Below are 14,988 nucleotides of genomic sequence, written 5' to 3' on the forward strand. Positions count from 1 at the left end.
TGATCAAAACGCCCTTAACCGCCACTGAAGCGCGGGTGATCGGCTGCCTGCTGGAAAAACAGGTCACCACGCCGGACCAGTACCCCATGTCGCTGAACGGCGTGGTCACCGCCTGTAATCAAAAGTCGAACCGTGAACCGGTCATGTCCCTGAGCGAGAGCGAAGTGCAGAATACGCTCGATCTGCTGGTTAAAAAACATCAGCTGACGGCCCTCAGCGGCGTTGGCAGCCGGGTAGTGAAGTATGAGCAGCGTTTCTGTAATTCTGAGTTCGGCCAACTGAAATTTTCTCCGGCGCAGGTCGCGGTGATTGCCACTCTGCTGCTGCGTGGGGCCCAGACGCCGGGTGAGCTGCGTACCCGCAGTACGCGGATGTATGACTTTGCCGATGTGGGGGAAGTGGAGCAGGTACTGGAGCATCTGGTGCAGCGCGAAGAGGGGCCGCTGGTGGTCAGACTGGCTCGTGAACCGGGCAAGCGCGAAAGCCGCTACAGGCACCTGTTCAGCGGTGACGTGGAGGAACAGACACTGACCGCCAGCCCCGGCATTGAAACGGATGGTGGGCTGGAAGCGCGCGTCGACACCCTCGAACAGCAGGTCGCGTCTTTACAGCAGCAGATTGACCGGTTACTGAACGCACAGGGGGCGGAATGAGCGGACTGAAAGTCGGTATCGTCGGGCTGGGAGGGATAGCGCAGAAGGCCTGGCTGCCGGTGCTGGCCCGCACCGACGGCTGGCAAATTGCCGGGGCTTTTTCACCAAATCAGGCAAAGGCGCGGCCGATCTGCGACAGCTATCGTATTCCGCTGCTGGCGACCCTCGACGACCTGGCTGCGGCCAGCGACGCAGTATTTGTTCACAGCTCCACCGCCAGCCACTATGCCATTGTGGATCGCCTGCTGCGTGCCGGTGTGGATGTCTGCGTGGACAAACCGCTTGCGGCCACCCTGAGCGAGGCCGAGCGGCTGGTGGAACTGGCTGACAGGCGCGGGCGTAAGCTGATGGTGGCGTTTAACCGCCGCTTTGCACCGCGCTACCTCCAACTGAAAGAGGCACTGGTGCAGCCCGCCGCTATCCGCATGGATAAGCACCGCAGCGACAGCGTCGGCCCACAGGATCTGTTCTTCACGCTGCTGGATGATTACCTGCACGTGGTCGACAGTGCGCTGTGGCTGGCCGGTGGCGAGGGGCGGCTCCTGAGTGGGACGCTGCAGACGAACGACAGCGGCCAGATGCTGTATGCCGAACACCATTTTAACGCCGGTAACATCCAGGTGACCACCAGTATGCATCGCCGCGCGGGGAGCCAGACCGAGCGGGTGATGGCAATCGATGACGGTGCCGTCTATCAGGTTAGCGAGATGCGCGACTGGCAGCAGGAGAAAGCGGGGAAGATCAGTGTGGATCCAACCCCCGGCTGGCAGACCACCCTGGAGCAGCGCGGTTTTGTCGGCGCAGCGCACCATTTTATCCGCTGTGTGGAAAATCAGACAATGCCGCAAACCAGCGGAGAACAGGCGTTAATCGCCCAGCGTATGGTGGAAAAACTGTGGCGTGACGCCGAGCGGGAATAGGCGGCTGTAGGGGCTGACCTTCTTTTTTGGTCAGCCCTTTTCAATGACGATGCAGGCCGGCGCAGACAGGATAAAACCCGTAACAATCCGCAGTGGTTATTTCCTTTCACTTCAGTAGACTATCCACACCCTAAACGGACCGGATCTCACCGGACCTCTCTTGTTGCAAGCCGGTCTTCCCGGATACCTGAATCAGGATATACATGAACCTGTTGAAATCACTGGCGGCGGTCAGCTCCATGACCCTGTTTTCACGCGTGCTGGGTTTTGCGCGTGATGCCATCGTCGCGCGCGTATTCGGCGCAGGCATGGCGACGGATGCCTTCTTTATCGCCTTTAAGCTGCCCAACCTGTTGCGTCGTATTTTTGCGGAAGGGGCTTTTTCTCAGGCCTTTGTGCCTATCCTTGCGGAGTACAAAAGTATGCAGGGTGAAGAAGCGACAAAAGTGTTTGTGGCCTATGTTTCCGGACTGCTGACGCTGGCGCTGGCGATTGTCACTGTCGCGGGGATGTTCGCCGCCCCGTGGGTGATCCTGATCACCGCTCCGGGCTTTGCGGACACGCCCGATAAGTTTGCCCTGACCTCCTCACTGCTGCGCGTCACATTTCCCTATATTTTGCTGATTTCGCTGGCGTCGCTGGCGGGGGCGATCCTCAATACCTGGAACCGCTTCTCCGTGCCGGCCTTTGCCCCTACGCTGCTAAACGTCAGCATGATCGGCTTTGCCGTCTTTGCCGCACCGTACTTCCATCCGCCGATCATGGCGCTGGCCTGGGCGGTGGTGGCGGGCGGGGTGTTACAGCTGGGCTATCAGCTCCCGCACCTGAAGAAAATCGGCATGCTGGTGCTGCCGCGTCTGAATCTGAAGGATGCCGGCGTATGGCGCGTGATGCGTCAGATGGGCCCGGCGATCCTCGGCGTGTCAGTCAGTCAGATTTCCCTGATCATCAACACCATCTTTGCCTCTTTCCTGGTGTCAGGCTCCGTCTCCTGGATGTACTACGCCGACCGTCTGATGGAATTTCCATCCGGGGTGCTGGGCGTCGCGCTGGGTACTATCCTGCTGCCGTCACTGGCAAAAAGCTTTGCCAGCGGTAATCAGGATGAGTATTCCCGGCTGATGGACTGGGGGCTGCGGCTCTGCTTCCTGCTGGCGCTGCCCAGCGCCGTCGCGCTGGGTATCCTGGCAAAGCCGCTGACCGTGTCGCTGTTCCAGTACGGTAAATTCAGCGCGTTCGATGCGGCAATGACCCAGCGCGCGCTGGTGGCCTATTCGGTCGGGTTGATGGGGCTGATTGTCGTGAAAGTGCTGGCACCGGGCTTCTATTCCCGTCAGAACATTAAAACCCCGGTGAAAATTGCGCTGTTCACGCTGGCCGCCACTCAGCTGATGAACCTTGCCTTTATTGGCCCGCTAAAACATGCGGGGCTGTCGCTGTCGATCGGTCTGGCGGCCTGCCTCAATGCGGCACTGCTTTACTGGCAGTTGCGTAAACAGGATATTTTCCAGCCACAGCCGGGCTGGTTCAGCTTCCTCGTCCGTCTGGTCGTTGCCGTGGTGATGATGGCTGCGGCGTTAGTGGGCATGATGCTGCTGATGCCAGACTGGGCGACCGGCAATATGCTGTCGCGCCTGCTGCGACTGGCGGCAGTCTGCGCGGTGGGCGGCGGTGTCTATTTTGCCGTGCTGGCGCTGCTGGGGTTCCGCCCGGCACACTTCTCCCGCCGTTCGGCGGTGTGAACAGAAAAACCCCGCAGCGCAAAAGCGCTGCAGGGTAAAGTCTGACAATGGCTGACGGAGACTCAGGCTTTGCGGCTGACCGGAGCGCTGGTTACCGCATGACCGTCAGGGCCATAAAATTTTTGTGACTGATAAGGCTTCAGTACCTGCAACGCATGCTCGTTATGACTGATTTGATGATTGAGCAGCATACCGTTGTGTAGATTGGTATCACGCAGTTTTACCGTCTGATCCTGAATAGATGACCAGCGACGCGCCAGTTCGGGGTGCCGGCTATAGGGCACATGGGTTCCACTGGCTTTTTCCGCGTCACGACGCATCTCTTCCAGGAAGTTGAGGGTAGCCAGTAAAGAGCTTTTATCCTCGGTAATTCGCTGTAATAAGCTGCTGTTAACCTGACCTGCTGAGAGCTGTTCCTGCTCTGCATTCATGACATCGGCCAGCGATGACAGAACTTCAAGCATTTTATCAAGGGCGTTTTGCAGCTTATCCATGGGTTAATTACCTTGCAGTGAGTCTTTAGCTTCCTGAATCAGCGCGTCGGCAATTTTGCCGGTGTCCATCTTCAGTTCGCCGTTGCGAATTGCGTTCTTCAGCTCTTCCACACGAACAGTATTAATGTCCTGGGCGCTGGCTTTGGTCAGCTGTGACTGGGCACCGCTGAGGACAACCTGAGTACCGTTTGGCGTGGCCGCAGCTTTACTTTCTGCCGCACGGGCTTTCGGCTGGGCAACATCATTGGTGTCACGTTGCTGAACGGTACTTGCTGGTTTCAGTGGCTGGGTTCTGTCGATGCTCATATGCGCTCCTGTTAACTCAGACATGCGGGTCTGATGTTCAATATTCTAATAGTAAAATGGCCGTTATTAACACTATCGGCAGAACTGAGGCCTACTTTAGTGGTTTATAGCGTTATCAGAATATTCCCATTAGCGTCGACCTTACCCATCACAATCTGTCCTGAATTCATTCGTACTCTGACCGTCTGCAGGGCGGCGGCATTGTTCATCGCCTTACCCTCGCTGCTGATGTTAAAACCATCACCGCTGGCGGTGATGGTGACCGTCTGACCGGCCTTCACCCGCCATGGCTGGCGCATCATCATCTGGGTAACGGGCTGTCCTGGCGTGATGTCACGCAGGGCGATGGCACCGACTGCCTCCTCCGCTTTCATTACCGTACGGGCGGGGAGGGTATCCAGCCGACCCTGTTCCAGGCGCATATCATCCGCGCTGATGGTGGCACCCCGTAAGACCTGGCGGGTGGCGACCAGATAAGTACCGGTAACCTGAACCTGGACCTGGATATAACGGCGATTCTGTTCGCAGTTGGCCGCGACGCTGATATTGCCCCACATGCGGCTATTGCCGGGCAGGGAGAACTTCGGCTGTTCACAGGCGGGCCACATCCGCTGTGGCGTTTTCACCACTACGGTCATGTTATCGGCAGCCTGTCCGCTTTGCCCATAGCGGTTTTTGAAAAATTCATTGAGCTGTGCGTTAAGGTCAGCAGCACTGGCAGAGGCGCTTATCAGAACCAGTAAAACGGCCAGCAGTCTTGTCATTCCTCGCATCAGGGCTTCCTCTTAATCAACCTGGCACTGATTCTACCCCTCCGCACATATTGTCAAGGCGCAAATTAGCGACGCTTTTTAGCGCTATTCAAACGATAGCCCTTTCCCCCCGGCGATTATGCTGTCAGCTCTAAATTCTCACTTGCGGAGGACGCATGCTCGACAAACTGGACGCAGCACTACGGTTTAATACCGAAGCCCTGAACCTGCGTGCACAGCGACAGGAAATCCTGGCATCCAATATCGCTAACGCTGACACGCCAGGCTATCAGGCACGCGATATCGATTTCGCCAGCCAGATGAACAAAGTGCTGGAACAGGGGCGCGCGCAGGGTTCCGGTCTGTCGCTGGCGGTGACGTCGGCACGCCATATTCCTGCAGAAAATCTTCAACCGCCTTCGATGGATCTGATGTACCGCGTTCCTGACCAGCCTGCGCTGGACGGTAACACGGTAGATATGGACCGCGAACGCACAGAGTTTGCCGATAACAGTCTGAAATATCAGACGGATTTGATGGCTATCAGCAGTCAGATTAAGGGCATGATGTCTGTGCTACAGGGGCAATAACGCATGGCACTTTTGAATATTTTTAATATTGCCGGTTCGGCAATGGCTGCACAATCACAGCGTCTTAACGTCAGCGCCAGTAACCTGGCCAACGCCGACAGCGTCACCGGGCCGGACGGTCAGCCCTACGTGGCGAAGCAGGTCGTGTTTCAAACCGACGCGGCACCGGGTTCGCCTACCGGTGGCGTCAAAGTGGCTCAGGTGATCGACGATCCGGCCCCGGCGCGTCTGGTCTATGAACCCGGTAACCCGATGGCAGATGCCAAAGGCTACGTAAAAATGCCCAATGTGGATGTTGTGGGTGAAACGGTGAACACCATGTCGGCCTCGCGCAGTTATCAGGCCAATGTCGAGGTTTTAAACACCGTTAAACAAATGATGTTGAAAACCTTAACCATGGGTCAATAAGGAGCTTCCCGATGAGTATTGCTGTTGGTGTAAATGAGAAGCAGGCTACCACCACGCTGCAGTCTTCTTCGTCTTCTTCTGATACGTCAGCGGCGGACTTACAGAGTAACTTCCTGACGCTGCTGGTAACCCAGCTGCAGAACCAGGACCCGACGAACCCGATGGACAACAGCCAGCTGACCTCGCAGCTGGCGCAGATCAACACCCTGAGCGGGATTGAGAAGCTGAACACTACCCTCGGTTCGATTTCCGGCCAGATTACTTCCGGCCAGTCTTTACAGGCGTCGACGCTGATCGGTCACGGTGTGATGGTCAACGGGTCACAAATTCTGGTCGGTAAAACCACCACCACGCCATTTGGTGTGGAACTGGGGCAGGCCTCAACCTCGACGACCGCCACCATTAAAGATGCTGGCGGTGCCGTGATCCAGACCATTGACCTCGGCGCACAGACCGCTGGCGTACATACCTTCCAGTGGGATGGTAAAGCCGCGGATGGCACCGCCGCCGCCGACGGCAAATATACCGTTTCCATCAGCGCCAGCAATGCTACTGGCCAGCTGGTGGCACAGCCGCTGAACTATGCATTGGTGAGCGGCGTCAGTAGCGGCTCAAAAGGCGCAGTACTTGACCTTGGCACCATGGGTACGACCACCCTGGATAACATACGTCAGATTATTTAATCCACTAATTTATGCTTCAGGAGTGACAACATGGGCTTTTCACAGGCAGTCAGCGGCTTAAACGCGGCATCGAGCAACCTCGACGTTATTGGTAACAACATCTCCAACTCCGCGACAGCGGGTTTTAAATCCAGCACCGTCGCGTTTGCCGATATGTTTGCCGGATCAAAAGTCGGTCTGGGTACCAAGGTTGCGGCCGTGGTGCAGGACTTTAACGACGGTACCACCACCACCACCAGCCGTGGTCTTGATGTGGCGATCAGCCAGCAGGGCTTCTTCCGCATGGCGGATGCCAGCGGTGCGGTGTACTACAGCCGTAACGGCCAGTTCACCCTCGACGCCGATCGTAATATTGTCAATATGCAGGGTCTGCAGCTGACCGGCTATCCGGCCACCGGCACACCGCCAACTATCCAGACCGGTGCTAACCCGGTAGGCCTGAGTGTACCCACTGGCGGCATGTCGGCTAAAGCCACCACAACGACATCGATGACGGCTAACCTGAACTCTACGGACACCATTAAGCCTGTTGCTGATTTGAAAATTGCCGATCCTACGACATATAACGCCAAGTCAGCGATGACCACGTTTGACTCGCTGGGTAACTCACACATTATCAACCTGTACTTCAACAAGACGGCTGATAATAACTGGACCGTTACCCCAGTAGATGCGTCAACCGGGACAACAGGTACGGTGACCAATCTGGAGTTTGACACCAGCGGTAACCTGACTACCCCGGCAAGCGGTCTGGTCGGCTTCACCATGGGCTCCCTGAACGGTTCAGCAGGCCCGACCAATCTGACCGTCGATATCACCGGCAGCCTGCAGCAGAACAACGGCACCACCACCTTTGGTAACCCGGTTCAGAATGGCTATAAGCCTGGCGAACTGACCAGCTATCAGATCAATGATGACGGCACCCTGGTCGGGACCTATTCCAACGAACAGACTCAGGTGCTGGGTCAGATCGTGCTGGCTAACTTCGCTAACCCGGAAGGCCTGAAGTCGGAAGGTGACAACGTGTGGTCTGCTTCCGCCTCATCTGGTCAGGCGCTGACCGGCATCGCCGGAACCGGTAACCTCGGTACGCTGACCGCCGGTGCGCTGGAGTCTTCGAACGTTGATCTGAGTAAAGAGCTGGTGAACATGATCGTCGCGCAGCGTAACTATCAGTCAAACGCGCAGACCATCAAAACTCAGGACCAGATCCTTAACACGCTGGTCAACCTGCGTTAATACGGTTAACAGGGGAGTCCAATGGATCACGCAATCTATACCGCAATGGGGGCTGCCAGTCAGACCCTCGATCAGCAGGCAGTGACGGCGGCCAACCTGGCCAACGCCGCCACACCGGGCTTCCGTGCGCAGCTCAGCGCTGCGCGTGCGGTTCCGGTGGAAGGCCTGTCACTGCCCACCCGTACGCTGGTCACGGCGTCAACGCCGGGAGTAGATATGACGCAGGGCGCGCTGGACTACACCGAGCGTGCGCTGGACGTGGCGATGCAGGGAGACGGCTGGCTGGCAGTGCAGACTGCCGACGGCACCGAAGCCTACACCCGCAACGGCAATATGGAAGTCAGCCCGGCCGGGCAGCTTACCGTACAGGGCAACGTGGTGATGGGCGACGGTGGGCCGATTGCGGTGCCGCAGGGCGCTGAACTCACCATCGCGGCTGACGGTTCGATTACCGCGCTGAATCCGGGTGATGCCCCGAACGCGACGGTGCAGCTGGGCAGGCTCAAGCTGGTGCAGGCGACCGGCAGCGAGCTGACGCGCGGCGATGACGGCATGTTCCGCGTCTCCGCCAGCGCAGTGGCACAGCGTGGTGCCACCCTGGCCAACGACCCGACGATGAAAGTGATGCCGGGCGTGCTGGAAGGCAGCAACGTCAGTACCACGCAGACCATGGTCGATATGATCGCCAACGCCCGTCGTTTCGAGATGCAGATGAAAGTCATTTCCAGCGTCGATGAAAACGAACAAAGAGCCAACCAGCTGCTGTCAATGAGCTGACCAGAGGAATAACACATGATCCGTTCTTTATGGATTGCCAAAACCGGCCTTGACGCCCAGCAGACCAACATGGACGTTATTGCCAACAACCTGGCAAACGTCAGCACCAACGGCTTTAAACGTCAGCGCGCGGTGTTTGAAGACCTGATGTACCAGACCATGCGTCAGCCAGGGGCTCAGTCGTCAGAACAGACAACGCTGCCTTCAGGTTTACAGATTGGTACGGGTGTCCGTCCGGTTTCTACCGAACGTCTGCACAATCAGGGCAACCTGTCGCAGACGGACTCATCGAAAGATGTGGCGATCAGTGGTCAGGGCTTCTTCTCGGTGCAGATGCCGGATGGAACGACCGCCTATACCCGTGATGGCTCATTCCAGACCGATCAGAATGGCCAGCTGGTGACCAACAGCGGTTTCCCGGTACAGCCTGCCATCACCATTCCCCCGAATGCCCTTAGCATGACGGTCAGCCGTGACGGTGTGGTGAGCGTTACGCAGCAGGGGCAGACCAACCCGGTACAGGTAGGCCAGCTGACGCTGAGTACCTTTATCAATGACGCCGGTCTGGAAAGTATGGGTGAGAACCTTTACCAGGAAACGCAGGCCTCGGGTGCTCCCACCGAGAGTAACCCGGGCAATAACGGCGCAGGTACGCTGTATCAGGGATACGTTGAAACGTCGAACGTTAACGTAGCGGAAGAGCTGGTCAGCATGATCCAGACTCAGCGCGCTTACGAAATTAACAGTAAGGCGGTCAGTACGTCTGACCAGATGCTGGCGAAGCTGACTCAGCTGTAAGTGTAAAACGGACTGTCTGACCGTTACAGGTGCCGGGCTTGCCCGGCCCGTTAATAAAATATTCTCGTAATGAAAGGTTTATATCCATGGCGCAGCAGATCTCATTGCCTGGACGTTTGTTAGTGGCCACGCTGCTGCTAACGCTTAACGGTTGTGCGTTAGTCCCCCGTAAGCCACTGGTCGAAGGTTCGACAACGGCCCAGCCGATGCCTGCTTCGCCAGCGTTGGTCAACGGCTCTATTTTTCAGGGCGTGATGCCGATGAACTACGGCTACCAGCCGCTGTTTGAGGATCGACGCCCGCGTAATATTGGCGACACGTTAACCATCACGCTGCAGGAAAATGTCAGCGCGAGTAAGAGTTCTTCAGCCAATGCCGGACGTGATGGCAGCAGCAGCTTTGGGCTGTCGGCCACACCGCGTGCCCTGGTCGGACTGCTGGGCGGCGATAAAGCCACCTTCTCCGGGGAAGGCAAAAATGATTTTTCTGGCAAAGGGGGCGCTTCGGCGAACAACACCTTTACCGGCACCATCACCGTTACCGTTAATCAGGTCCTGCCGAACGGCAACCTGAATGTGGTCGGTGAGAAACAGATTGAGATTAATCAGGGAACAGAGTTTATCCGCTTCTCCGGCGTGGTTAACCCCCGCACGATTAGCGCCAGCAACAGCGTTGTTTCTACTCAGGTGGCCGATGCCCGCATTGAATACGTCGGTAACGGCTATATCAATGAAGCGCAGAATATGGGCTGGCTGCAGCGGTTCTTCCTGAACATATCACCGATGTAAGAGGTTTTAATGCGTAATGTACTGATTCGATTTGCCCTGCTGCTGATGGTGGGGTTCAGCACCCTGGCTCAGGCCGATCGTATTCGCGATCTCACGACGGTGGGCGGCGTGCGCGATAACTCCCTTATCGGCTACGGCCTGGTGGTGGGGCTGGATGGCACCGGTGACCAGACGACGCAGACGCCGTTTACCACGCAGAGCCTGAGTAACATGCTGTCGCAGTTGGGGATCACCGTGCCGACCGGCACCAATATGCAGCTGAAAAACGTGGCGGCAGTGATGGTCACTGCCAAGCTGCCGGCGTTTGGCCGTCAGGGCCAGGTGCTGGACGTCGTGGTGTCCTCCATGGGGAACGCCAAAAGTCTGCGCGGCGGTACGCTGCTGATGACACCGCTGAAAGGGGTGGATAACCAGGTGTATGCGCTGGCGCAGGGGAATATTCTGATCGGCGGGGCCAGTGCGGCCGCCGGCGGCAGCAGTGTGCAGGTGAACCAGGTCAACGGCGGGCGGATCACCGGCGGTGCCACCATTGAGCGTGAGCTGCCGAACAACTTCGGCACCAGCAACGTGGTCAGTCTCTACCTCAATCAGGAAGATTTCAGCATGGCGCAGCGCATCAGCGACGCCATTAACAGCCGGGGCGGTTACGGTATGGCCCAGGCCGTTGACGGCCGCACCGTGCAAATCCGCTCGTCAGCGAACAGCACTTCTCAGGTGCGCCTGCTGGCAGATATTCAGAACATTGACGTTTCGGTGCCGATCCAGGATGCCAAAGTGATCATCAACTCACGCACCGGCTCGGTAGTGATGAACCGTGAGGTGATGCTGACACAGTGCGCCATCGCGCAGGGCAGCCTGTCAGTTACCGTGAACCAGACGCAAAACGTCAGCCAGCCGGATACGCCGTTTGGCGGCGGTCAGACGGTGGTGACACCACAGACTCAGATCGATCTGCGTCAGAGCGGTGGGGCGTTACAGACCGTCAATGCCAGCGCCAACCTGAACAGCGTAGTGCGGGCGCTAAACGCGCTGGGCGCAACGCCTATCGACCTGATGTCGATTCTGCAGTCCATGGAAAGCGCAGGCTGTCTGCACGCAAAACTGGAAATTATCTGATGACCGACCACAGCCAGTCTCTGACCAGCGCGGCGTATGACAGCCGCTCGCTAAACAACCTGAAACGCCTGGCGGGCAACGATCCGAAAGCCCATGCGCGGGAAGTGGCCAAACAGGTCGAAGGGATGTTTGTACAGATGATGTTGAAAAGTATGCGCCAGGCGCTGCCTCAGGATGGCCTGATGAGCAGCGAACAGACGCGGCTTTATACCTCCATGTACGATCAGCAGATTGGCCAGCAGATCGGGGCGAAAGGCCTCGGTCTGGCAGATCTCATTGTTAAACAGATGGAAGGCCAGAAGCCGCTGAATGAAAAAGCGGGTACGGTGCCCATGCCGCTGGATAAGAGCTTTATTAACACGTTACCGCCGATTGCAATGGAGCAGATTGTCCGCAAGGCGGTGCCGCGTTTCTCTTCCCATGAGATGCCGCTGTCGGGAGATAACGGTGACTTTATCGCCATGCTGTCGAAACCGGCGCAGGCAGCGAGTGAGCAAAGCGGTATTCCTCATCACCTGATCCTCGCGCAGGCTGCGCTGGAATCCGGCTGGGGTCAGCGTCAGATCCTCACCCGCGACGGTAAGCCGAGCTATAACGTCTTCGGCATTAAAGCCACGGGCAGCTGGCAGGGCAAGACCACCGATATCATGACCACCGAATTCGAAAACGGTGAGGCGAAGAAGGTAAAGCAGAAATTCCGCGTTTATGACTCCTACTTCGACGCCCTGAACGACTACGTCAAACTGTTGAGTAACAACCCGCGCTACGCCGCAGTGACCACCGCATCTTCACCCGAGCAGGGCGCACAGGCATTGCAGGCCGCGGGGTATGCGACCGATCCTAAGTATGCACAGAAACTGGTCGGCATGATCCAGCAGTTCAAAAGCATGGGTGAAAAAGTGGTCAAAGCCTACAGCCAGGATATTGGCGATTTGTTTTAAAAATGTGGGGAGAAGGCTCAAGTTTACCCCGATTTAACCGATAACCTTTTCAGGCCGGATGGGGTTAACCCGCTTCCGGCAAATGATTCGTCAATGCTGGCTCGCAGTTGCCGGTTAACAAGGAACCGAAATGGCAAACTTAATTAATACCGCAATGAGCGGGTTAAGCGCCGCATCCGCCGCGCTGAATACCACCAGTAACAACATCACTAACTATGCCGTTACCGGTTATTCACGCCAGACCACCGTGCTGGCTCAGGCGAACAGTACCCTGAGCGGTAACAATTATTACGGCAACGGGGCGAATGTCTCGACAGTCTATCGCGAATACGATCAGTTCATCACCAACCAGCTGCGTGCGGCCAGCGCACAGTCCAGCGCGATCACTACCCAGTACGGTCAGATCTCCAGTCTTGATGACATCTTTTCCAGCACCACGAATACGCTGTCGACCAATATTCAGGACTTTTTCAGCTCGCTGCAGACGCTGTCCAGCAATGCCAGCGACTCCTCTGCGCGCCAGGCAGTCATCGGCAAAGCGCAGGGACTGGTGAATCAGTTCCAGGTGACCGATACCTATTTATCGAATCTCGACAGCAGCGTGAACACCTCGGTGAAGGCAACTGTCGACCAGATTAATAACTACGCCAAACAGATCGCGAACGTTAATCAGCAGATCACTAAGCTGAAGGGCGCTGGTGCGGGCAGCGAACCAAATAATTTACTGGATCAGCGCGATCAGCTGGTCAGTGAGCTGAATAAGCTGGTGGGGGTGAATGTCAGCCAGCAGAATGGCGGCAGTTACAATATCTCCATCGGCAACGGTATCTCCCTGGTGCAGGGTGACACCTACAGCCAGCTGGCGGCGGTGCCGTCCAGCGCCGATCCGGCGCGTACCACACTCGCCACCGTCGATCCGGCTACGGGCGCAAAAACGCAGTTCTCTGAAAAGCTGATCACCACCGGTTCACTGGGTGGCCTGCTGGCGTTCCGCAGCGATCTTGACGGCGCACGCAATCAGGTCGGCCAGCTGGCGATGGCGCTGGGTACCAGCTTTAACGCCCAGCATATGCAGGGCAAAGATAGCCAGGGCGAGGACGGCGGCGCTTTCTTCAGTCTTGGCAAGCCTTCTGTACTGGCTAACACCAACAATACCGGTGGCGCGTCCCTGACGGCCACGTGGAGTGATACCACTAAGGTGCAGGCGTCTGATTACTCTGTCAGTTACGACGGCACTAACTGGACGGCGACCCGTCTGTCGGATAACACCAAGTCAACGGTAACCGTTGATGCTACGGCGAAGACGCTGTCATTTGACGGTCTTTCCGTTGCGTATGACCAGCTGCCCGCCAGTAAAGACAGCTTTACCATCAAGCCGGTTGCAAGTGTAGTCAGTGACATGAGCGTGCTGGTGACCAAGGAGTCTGAGCTGGCTGCCGCCAGTTCGACGGGGGGCGCGAGCAACAATGAGAATGTGCAAAAGCTGCTGGCCTTGCAGACCGCGAACGTGATCAACGGTAAGAGCACCCTGACGCAGGGTTACGCCAGCCTGGTGGCTGAGGTGGGTAACAAAACCAGTACGCTGCAAACCACCAGTAAGACCCAGACGGCCGTGGTAACGCAGCTGACCAACCAGCAGCAGTCGGTTTCCGGGGTTAACCTCGATGAAGAGTATTCGAATCTGACGCGCTATCAGCAGTACTACATGGCCAATGCCCAGGTATTGCAGACCGCTTCCACCATTTTTCAGTCACTGATTAGTGCTGTCAGCTAATTTATTGCAGAGGAATTAATACCATGCGACTCAGTACCGGCATGATCTATGACCAGCAGATGCGCGGCATCCAGACTTCGCAGGCGAGCTGGCTGAAAGTGGGTGAACAGCTCGCGACCGGCAACCGGGTGAACCGACCGTCGGACGATCCGGTGGCCGCAGCGCAGGCGGTGGTAGTGTCCCAGGCTCAGGCGGAAACCGCCCAGTACAAAACGGCGCGCGTGTTTGCCACACAGAACCAGTCGACGGAAGATACCACGCTGAAACAGGCGGTGGACGTTATCATCAGCGCGCAGACTACGGTAGTGGCTGCCTCCAACGGTATCTTATCTGACACAGACCGCGCCTCTTATGCGACGCAGTTAGAAGGGATTCGTGCACAGATGCTGAACCTGGCCAACAGCACCGACGGCAATGGCCGTTATGTATTTGCCGGTTATGAAAGCGATACGCCACCGTTTGTGACGGATGCGAACGGAAACACCACTTATCAGGGCGGGGGTACACCCATTTCCCAGAAGGTGGATGCCAGCCGTACGCTGATCATCAACCACACCGGTGCGCAGATATTCGACTCACTCACCAGCAGCGCGGTGAAAGAGCCTGACGGTACGGCCAGTGAAAGTAATATCTTTACCATTCTGGATACGGCGATCAAATCGCTGAAGGTCCCGCTGGAAAATGCCGACCAGGCGGCGGTGGATGCCGAGGCCCTTAATATGGGTAAAGCCAACCGCGGTCTGCGCAATGCGCAGGAAAACGTGTCAGCGGTTCGTGCACAGATTGGTACCAATCTTGATGAACTGGGGAAACTGGATGCGAAAGGGGATGACACCACGCTCAGTCTGAAAAATAAGGTCAGCGGACTGATCGGCGCAGATACGACCGAAACCATTTCCAGTTACACCATGCAGCAGGCCGCCCTGCAGGCGTCCTATACCGTATTCCAGCAGATGTCCAAGCTGTCACTGTTTAGTTTGAATCGATAATCTGACATCAGAATTTGA

General features: G+C 57.0%; 17 protein-coding genes. 14 read left to right on the top strand and 3 right to left on the bottom strand.

All coding sequences use genetic code 11. The features are described from left to right. Positions 1-2 precede the first annotated feature (2 nt). The 3 genes from ACZ3HG_RS00140 (at position 3) to murJ (ending at position 3,315) form a co-directional block, all read left to right on the top strand. Positions 3-653 carry a DUF480 domain-containing protein gene (locus ACZ3HG_RS00140; RefSeq protein ID WP_191933643.1) on the top strand — a complete coding sequence of 217 codons (651 nt, stop codon included), beginning with the start codon at positions 3-5 and terminating at the stop codon, positions 651-653. Further along, the gene (locus ACZ3HG_RS00145) at positions 650-1,573 is read left to right on the top strand and encodes a Gfo/Idh/MocA family protein (protein WP_465331272.1); all 924 of its coding nucleotides are present in this window, start codon (positions 650-652) and stop codon (positions 1,571-1,573) included. The genes ACZ3HG_RS00140 and ACZ3HG_RS00145 overlap by 4 nt, the downstream gene beginning before the upstream one ends. A gap of 203 nt (positions 1,574-1,776) precedes the next feature. Continuing rightward, complete coding sequence (gene murJ, locus ACZ3HG_RS00150; protein ID WP_465331274.1) at positions 1,777-3,315, top strand: murein biosynthesis integral membrane protein MurJ; 1,539 nt, start codon at positions 1,777-1,779, stop codon at positions 3,313-3,315. Positions 3,316-3,377: 62 nt separating this feature from the next. On the opposite strand, the gene flgN is transcribed toward murJ, so the two are convergent. The 3 genes from flgN to flgA form a co-directional block, all read right to left on the bottom strand. Beyond that, the gene (gene flgN, locus ACZ3HG_RS00155; protein ID WP_191933191.1) at positions 3,378-3,809 is read right to left on the bottom strand and encodes a flagellar export chaperone FlgN; all 432 of its coding nucleotides are present in this window, start codon (positions 3,807-3,809) and stop codon (positions 3,378-3,380) included. 3 nt (positions 3,810-3,812) lie between these two features. Next, positions 3,813-4,115 (bottom strand): flagellar biosynthesis anti-sigma factor FlgM, encoded by a 303-nt coding sequence (flgM, locus tag ACZ3HG_RS00160; protein WP_191933190.1) that lies wholly within the window; start codon positions 4,113-4,115, stop codon positions 3,813-3,815. Positions 4,116-4,219: 104 nt separating this feature from the next. After that, the gene (gene flgA / locus ACZ3HG_RS00165) at positions 4,220-4,888 is read right to left on the bottom strand and encodes a flagellar basal body P-ring formation chaperone FlgA (RefSeq protein WP_191933189.1); all 669 of its coding nucleotides are present in this window, start codon (positions 4,886-4,888) and stop codon (positions 4,220-4,222) included. Positions 4,889-5,043: 155 nt separating this feature from the next. On the opposite strand from flgA, the gene flgB reads away from it, so the two are divergent. The 11 genes from flgB (at position 5,044) to flgL (ending at position 14,970) form a co-directional block, all read left to right on the top strand. After that, positions 5,044-5,457 carry a flagellar basal body rod protein FlgB gene (gene flgB, locus ACZ3HG_RS00170; RefSeq protein WP_154750752.1) on the top strand — a complete coding sequence of 138 codons (414 nt, stop codon included), beginning with the start codon at positions 5,044-5,046 and terminating at the stop codon, positions 5,455-5,457. A gap of 3 nt (positions 5,458-5,460) precedes the next feature. Beyond that, positions 5,461-5,865, top strand: coding sequence for a flagellar basal body rod protein FlgC (gene flgC, locus ACZ3HG_RS00175; protein ID WP_062743747.1), 405 nt, complete (start codon positions 5,461-5,463; stop codon positions 5,863-5,865). A gap of 11 nt (positions 5,866-5,876) precedes the next feature. Next, positions 5,877-6,548, top strand: a complete 672-nt coding sequence (gene flgD, locus ACZ3HG_RS00180; protein WP_062743746.1) for a flagellar hook assembly protein FlgD — start codon at positions 5,877-5,879, stop codon at positions 6,546-6,548. A 30-nt stretch (positions 6,549-6,578) separates the two neighbouring features. Beyond that, a complete protein-coding gene (gene flgE, locus ACZ3HG_RS00185; protein WP_465331278.1) occupies positions 6,579-7,787 on the top strand; it encodes a flagellar hook protein FlgE in 1,209 nt (402 codons plus the stop codon). Positions 7,788-7,808: 21 nt separating this feature from the next. Next, positions 7,809-8,564, top strand: coding sequence for a flagellar basal body rod protein FlgF (locus ACZ3HG_RS00190; RefSeq protein ID WP_191933187.1), 756 nt, complete (start codon positions 7,809-7,811; stop codon positions 8,562-8,564). A gap of 15 nt (positions 8,565-8,579) precedes the next feature. Further along, complete coding sequence (flgG, locus tag ACZ3HG_RS00195; protein ID WP_191933186.1) at positions 8,580-9,362, top strand: flagellar basal-body rod protein FlgG; 783 nt, start codon at positions 8,580-8,582, stop codon at positions 9,360-9,362. 86 nt (positions 9,363-9,448) lie between these two features. Beyond that, positions 9,449-10,150: a flagellar basal body L-ring protein FlgH gene (locus ACZ3HG_RS00200; RefSeq protein ID WP_465331281.1), complete on the top strand. Its 702-nt coding sequence runs from the start codon at positions 9,449-9,451 to the stop codon at positions 10,148-10,150. 9 nt (positions 10,151-10,159) lie between these two features. Next, positions 10,160-11,266: a flagellar basal body P-ring protein FlgI gene (locus ACZ3HG_RS00205; RefSeq protein ID WP_062743741.1), complete on the top strand. Its 1,107-nt coding sequence runs from the start codon at positions 10,160-10,162 to the stop codon at positions 11,264-11,266. Continuing rightward, the gene (gene flgJ / locus ACZ3HG_RS00210) at positions 11,266-12,207 is read left to right on the top strand and encodes a flagellar assembly peptidoglycan hydrolase FlgJ (RefSeq protein WP_062743740.1); all 942 of its coding nucleotides are present in this window, start codon (positions 11,266-11,268) and stop codon (positions 12,205-12,207) included. The genes ACZ3HG_RS00205 and flgJ overlap by 1 nt, the downstream gene beginning before the upstream one ends. Positions 12,208-12,337: 130 nt before the next feature. Continuing rightward, positions 12,338-13,981, top strand: coding sequence for a flagellar hook-associated protein FlgK (gene flgK / locus ACZ3HG_RS00215; protein WP_191933185.1), 1,644 nt, complete (start codon positions 12,338-12,340; stop codon positions 13,979-13,981). Between the two features lie 23 nt (positions 13,982-14,004). Further along, positions 14,005-14,970: a flagellar hook-associated protein FlgL gene (gene flgL / locus ACZ3HG_RS00220; RefSeq protein ID WP_465331284.1), complete on the top strand. Its 966-nt coding sequence runs from the start codon at positions 14,005-14,007 to the stop codon at positions 14,968-14,970. The last annotated feature ends 18 nt before the right edge of the window (positions 14,971-14,988 follow it).

Source organism: Erwinia sp. PME.40.26/001, from assembly GCF_055556675.1.

Coding starts and splice junctions, on each gene's coding strand:
- ACZ3HG_RS00190 (WP_191933187.1), top strand. CDS start 7,809: ATGGATCACGCAATCTATACCGCAATGGGGGCTGCCAGTCAGACCCTC.
- ACZ3HG_RS00200 (WP_465331281.1), top strand. CDS start 9,449: ATGGCGCAGCAGATCTCATTGCCTGGACGTTTGTTAGTGGCCACGCTG.
- flgN (WP_191933191.1), bottom strand. CDS start 3,809: ATGGATAAGCTGCAAAACGCCCTTGATAAAATGCTTGAAGTTCTGTCA.
- ACZ3HG_RS00205 (WP_062743741.1), top strand. CDS start 10,160: ATGCGTAATGTACTGATTCGATTTGCCCTGCTGCTGATGGTGGGGTTC.
- flgL (WP_465331284.1), top strand. CDS start 14,005: ATGCGACTCAGTACCGGCATGATCTATGACCAGCAGATGCGCGGCATC.
- flgD (WP_062743746.1), top strand. CDS start 5,877: ATGAGTATTGCTGTTGGTGTAAATGAGAAGCAGGCTACCACCACGCTG.
- flgK (WP_191933185.1), top strand. CDS start 12,338: ATGGCAAACTTAATTAATACCGCAATGAGCGGGTTAAGCGCCGCATCC.
- flgE (WP_465331278.1), top strand. CDS start 6,579: ATGGGCTTTTCACAGGCAGTCAGCGGCTTAAACGCGGCATCGAGCAAC.
- ACZ3HG_RS00145 (WP_465331272.1), top strand. CDS start 650: ATGAGCGGACTGAAAGTCGGTATCGTCGGGCTGGGAGGGATAGCGCAG.
- flgA (WP_191933189.1), bottom strand. CDS start 4,888: ATGCGAGGAATGACAAGACTGCTGGCCGTTTTACTGGTTCTGATAAGC.
- flgJ (WP_062743740.1), top strand. CDS start 11,266: ATGACCGACCACAGCCAGTCTCTGACCAGCGCGGCGTATGACAGCCGC.
- flgC (WP_062743747.1), top strand. CDS start 5,461: ATGGCACTTTTGAATATTTTTAATATTGCCGGTTCGGCAATGGCTGCA.
- flgG (WP_191933186.1), top strand. CDS start 8,580: ATGATCCGTTCTTTATGGATTGCCAAAACCGGCCTTGACGCCCAGCAG.
- flgB (WP_154750752.1), top strand. CDS start 5,044: ATGCTCGACAAACTGGACGCAGCACTACGGTTTAATACCGAAGCCCTG.
- murJ (WP_465331274.1), top strand. CDS start 1,777: ATGAACCTGTTGAAATCACTGGCGGCGGTCAGCTCCATGACCCTGTTT.
- flgM (WP_191933190.1), bottom strand. CDS start 4,115: ATGAGCATCGACAGAACCCAGCCACTGAAACCAGCAAGTACCGTTCAG.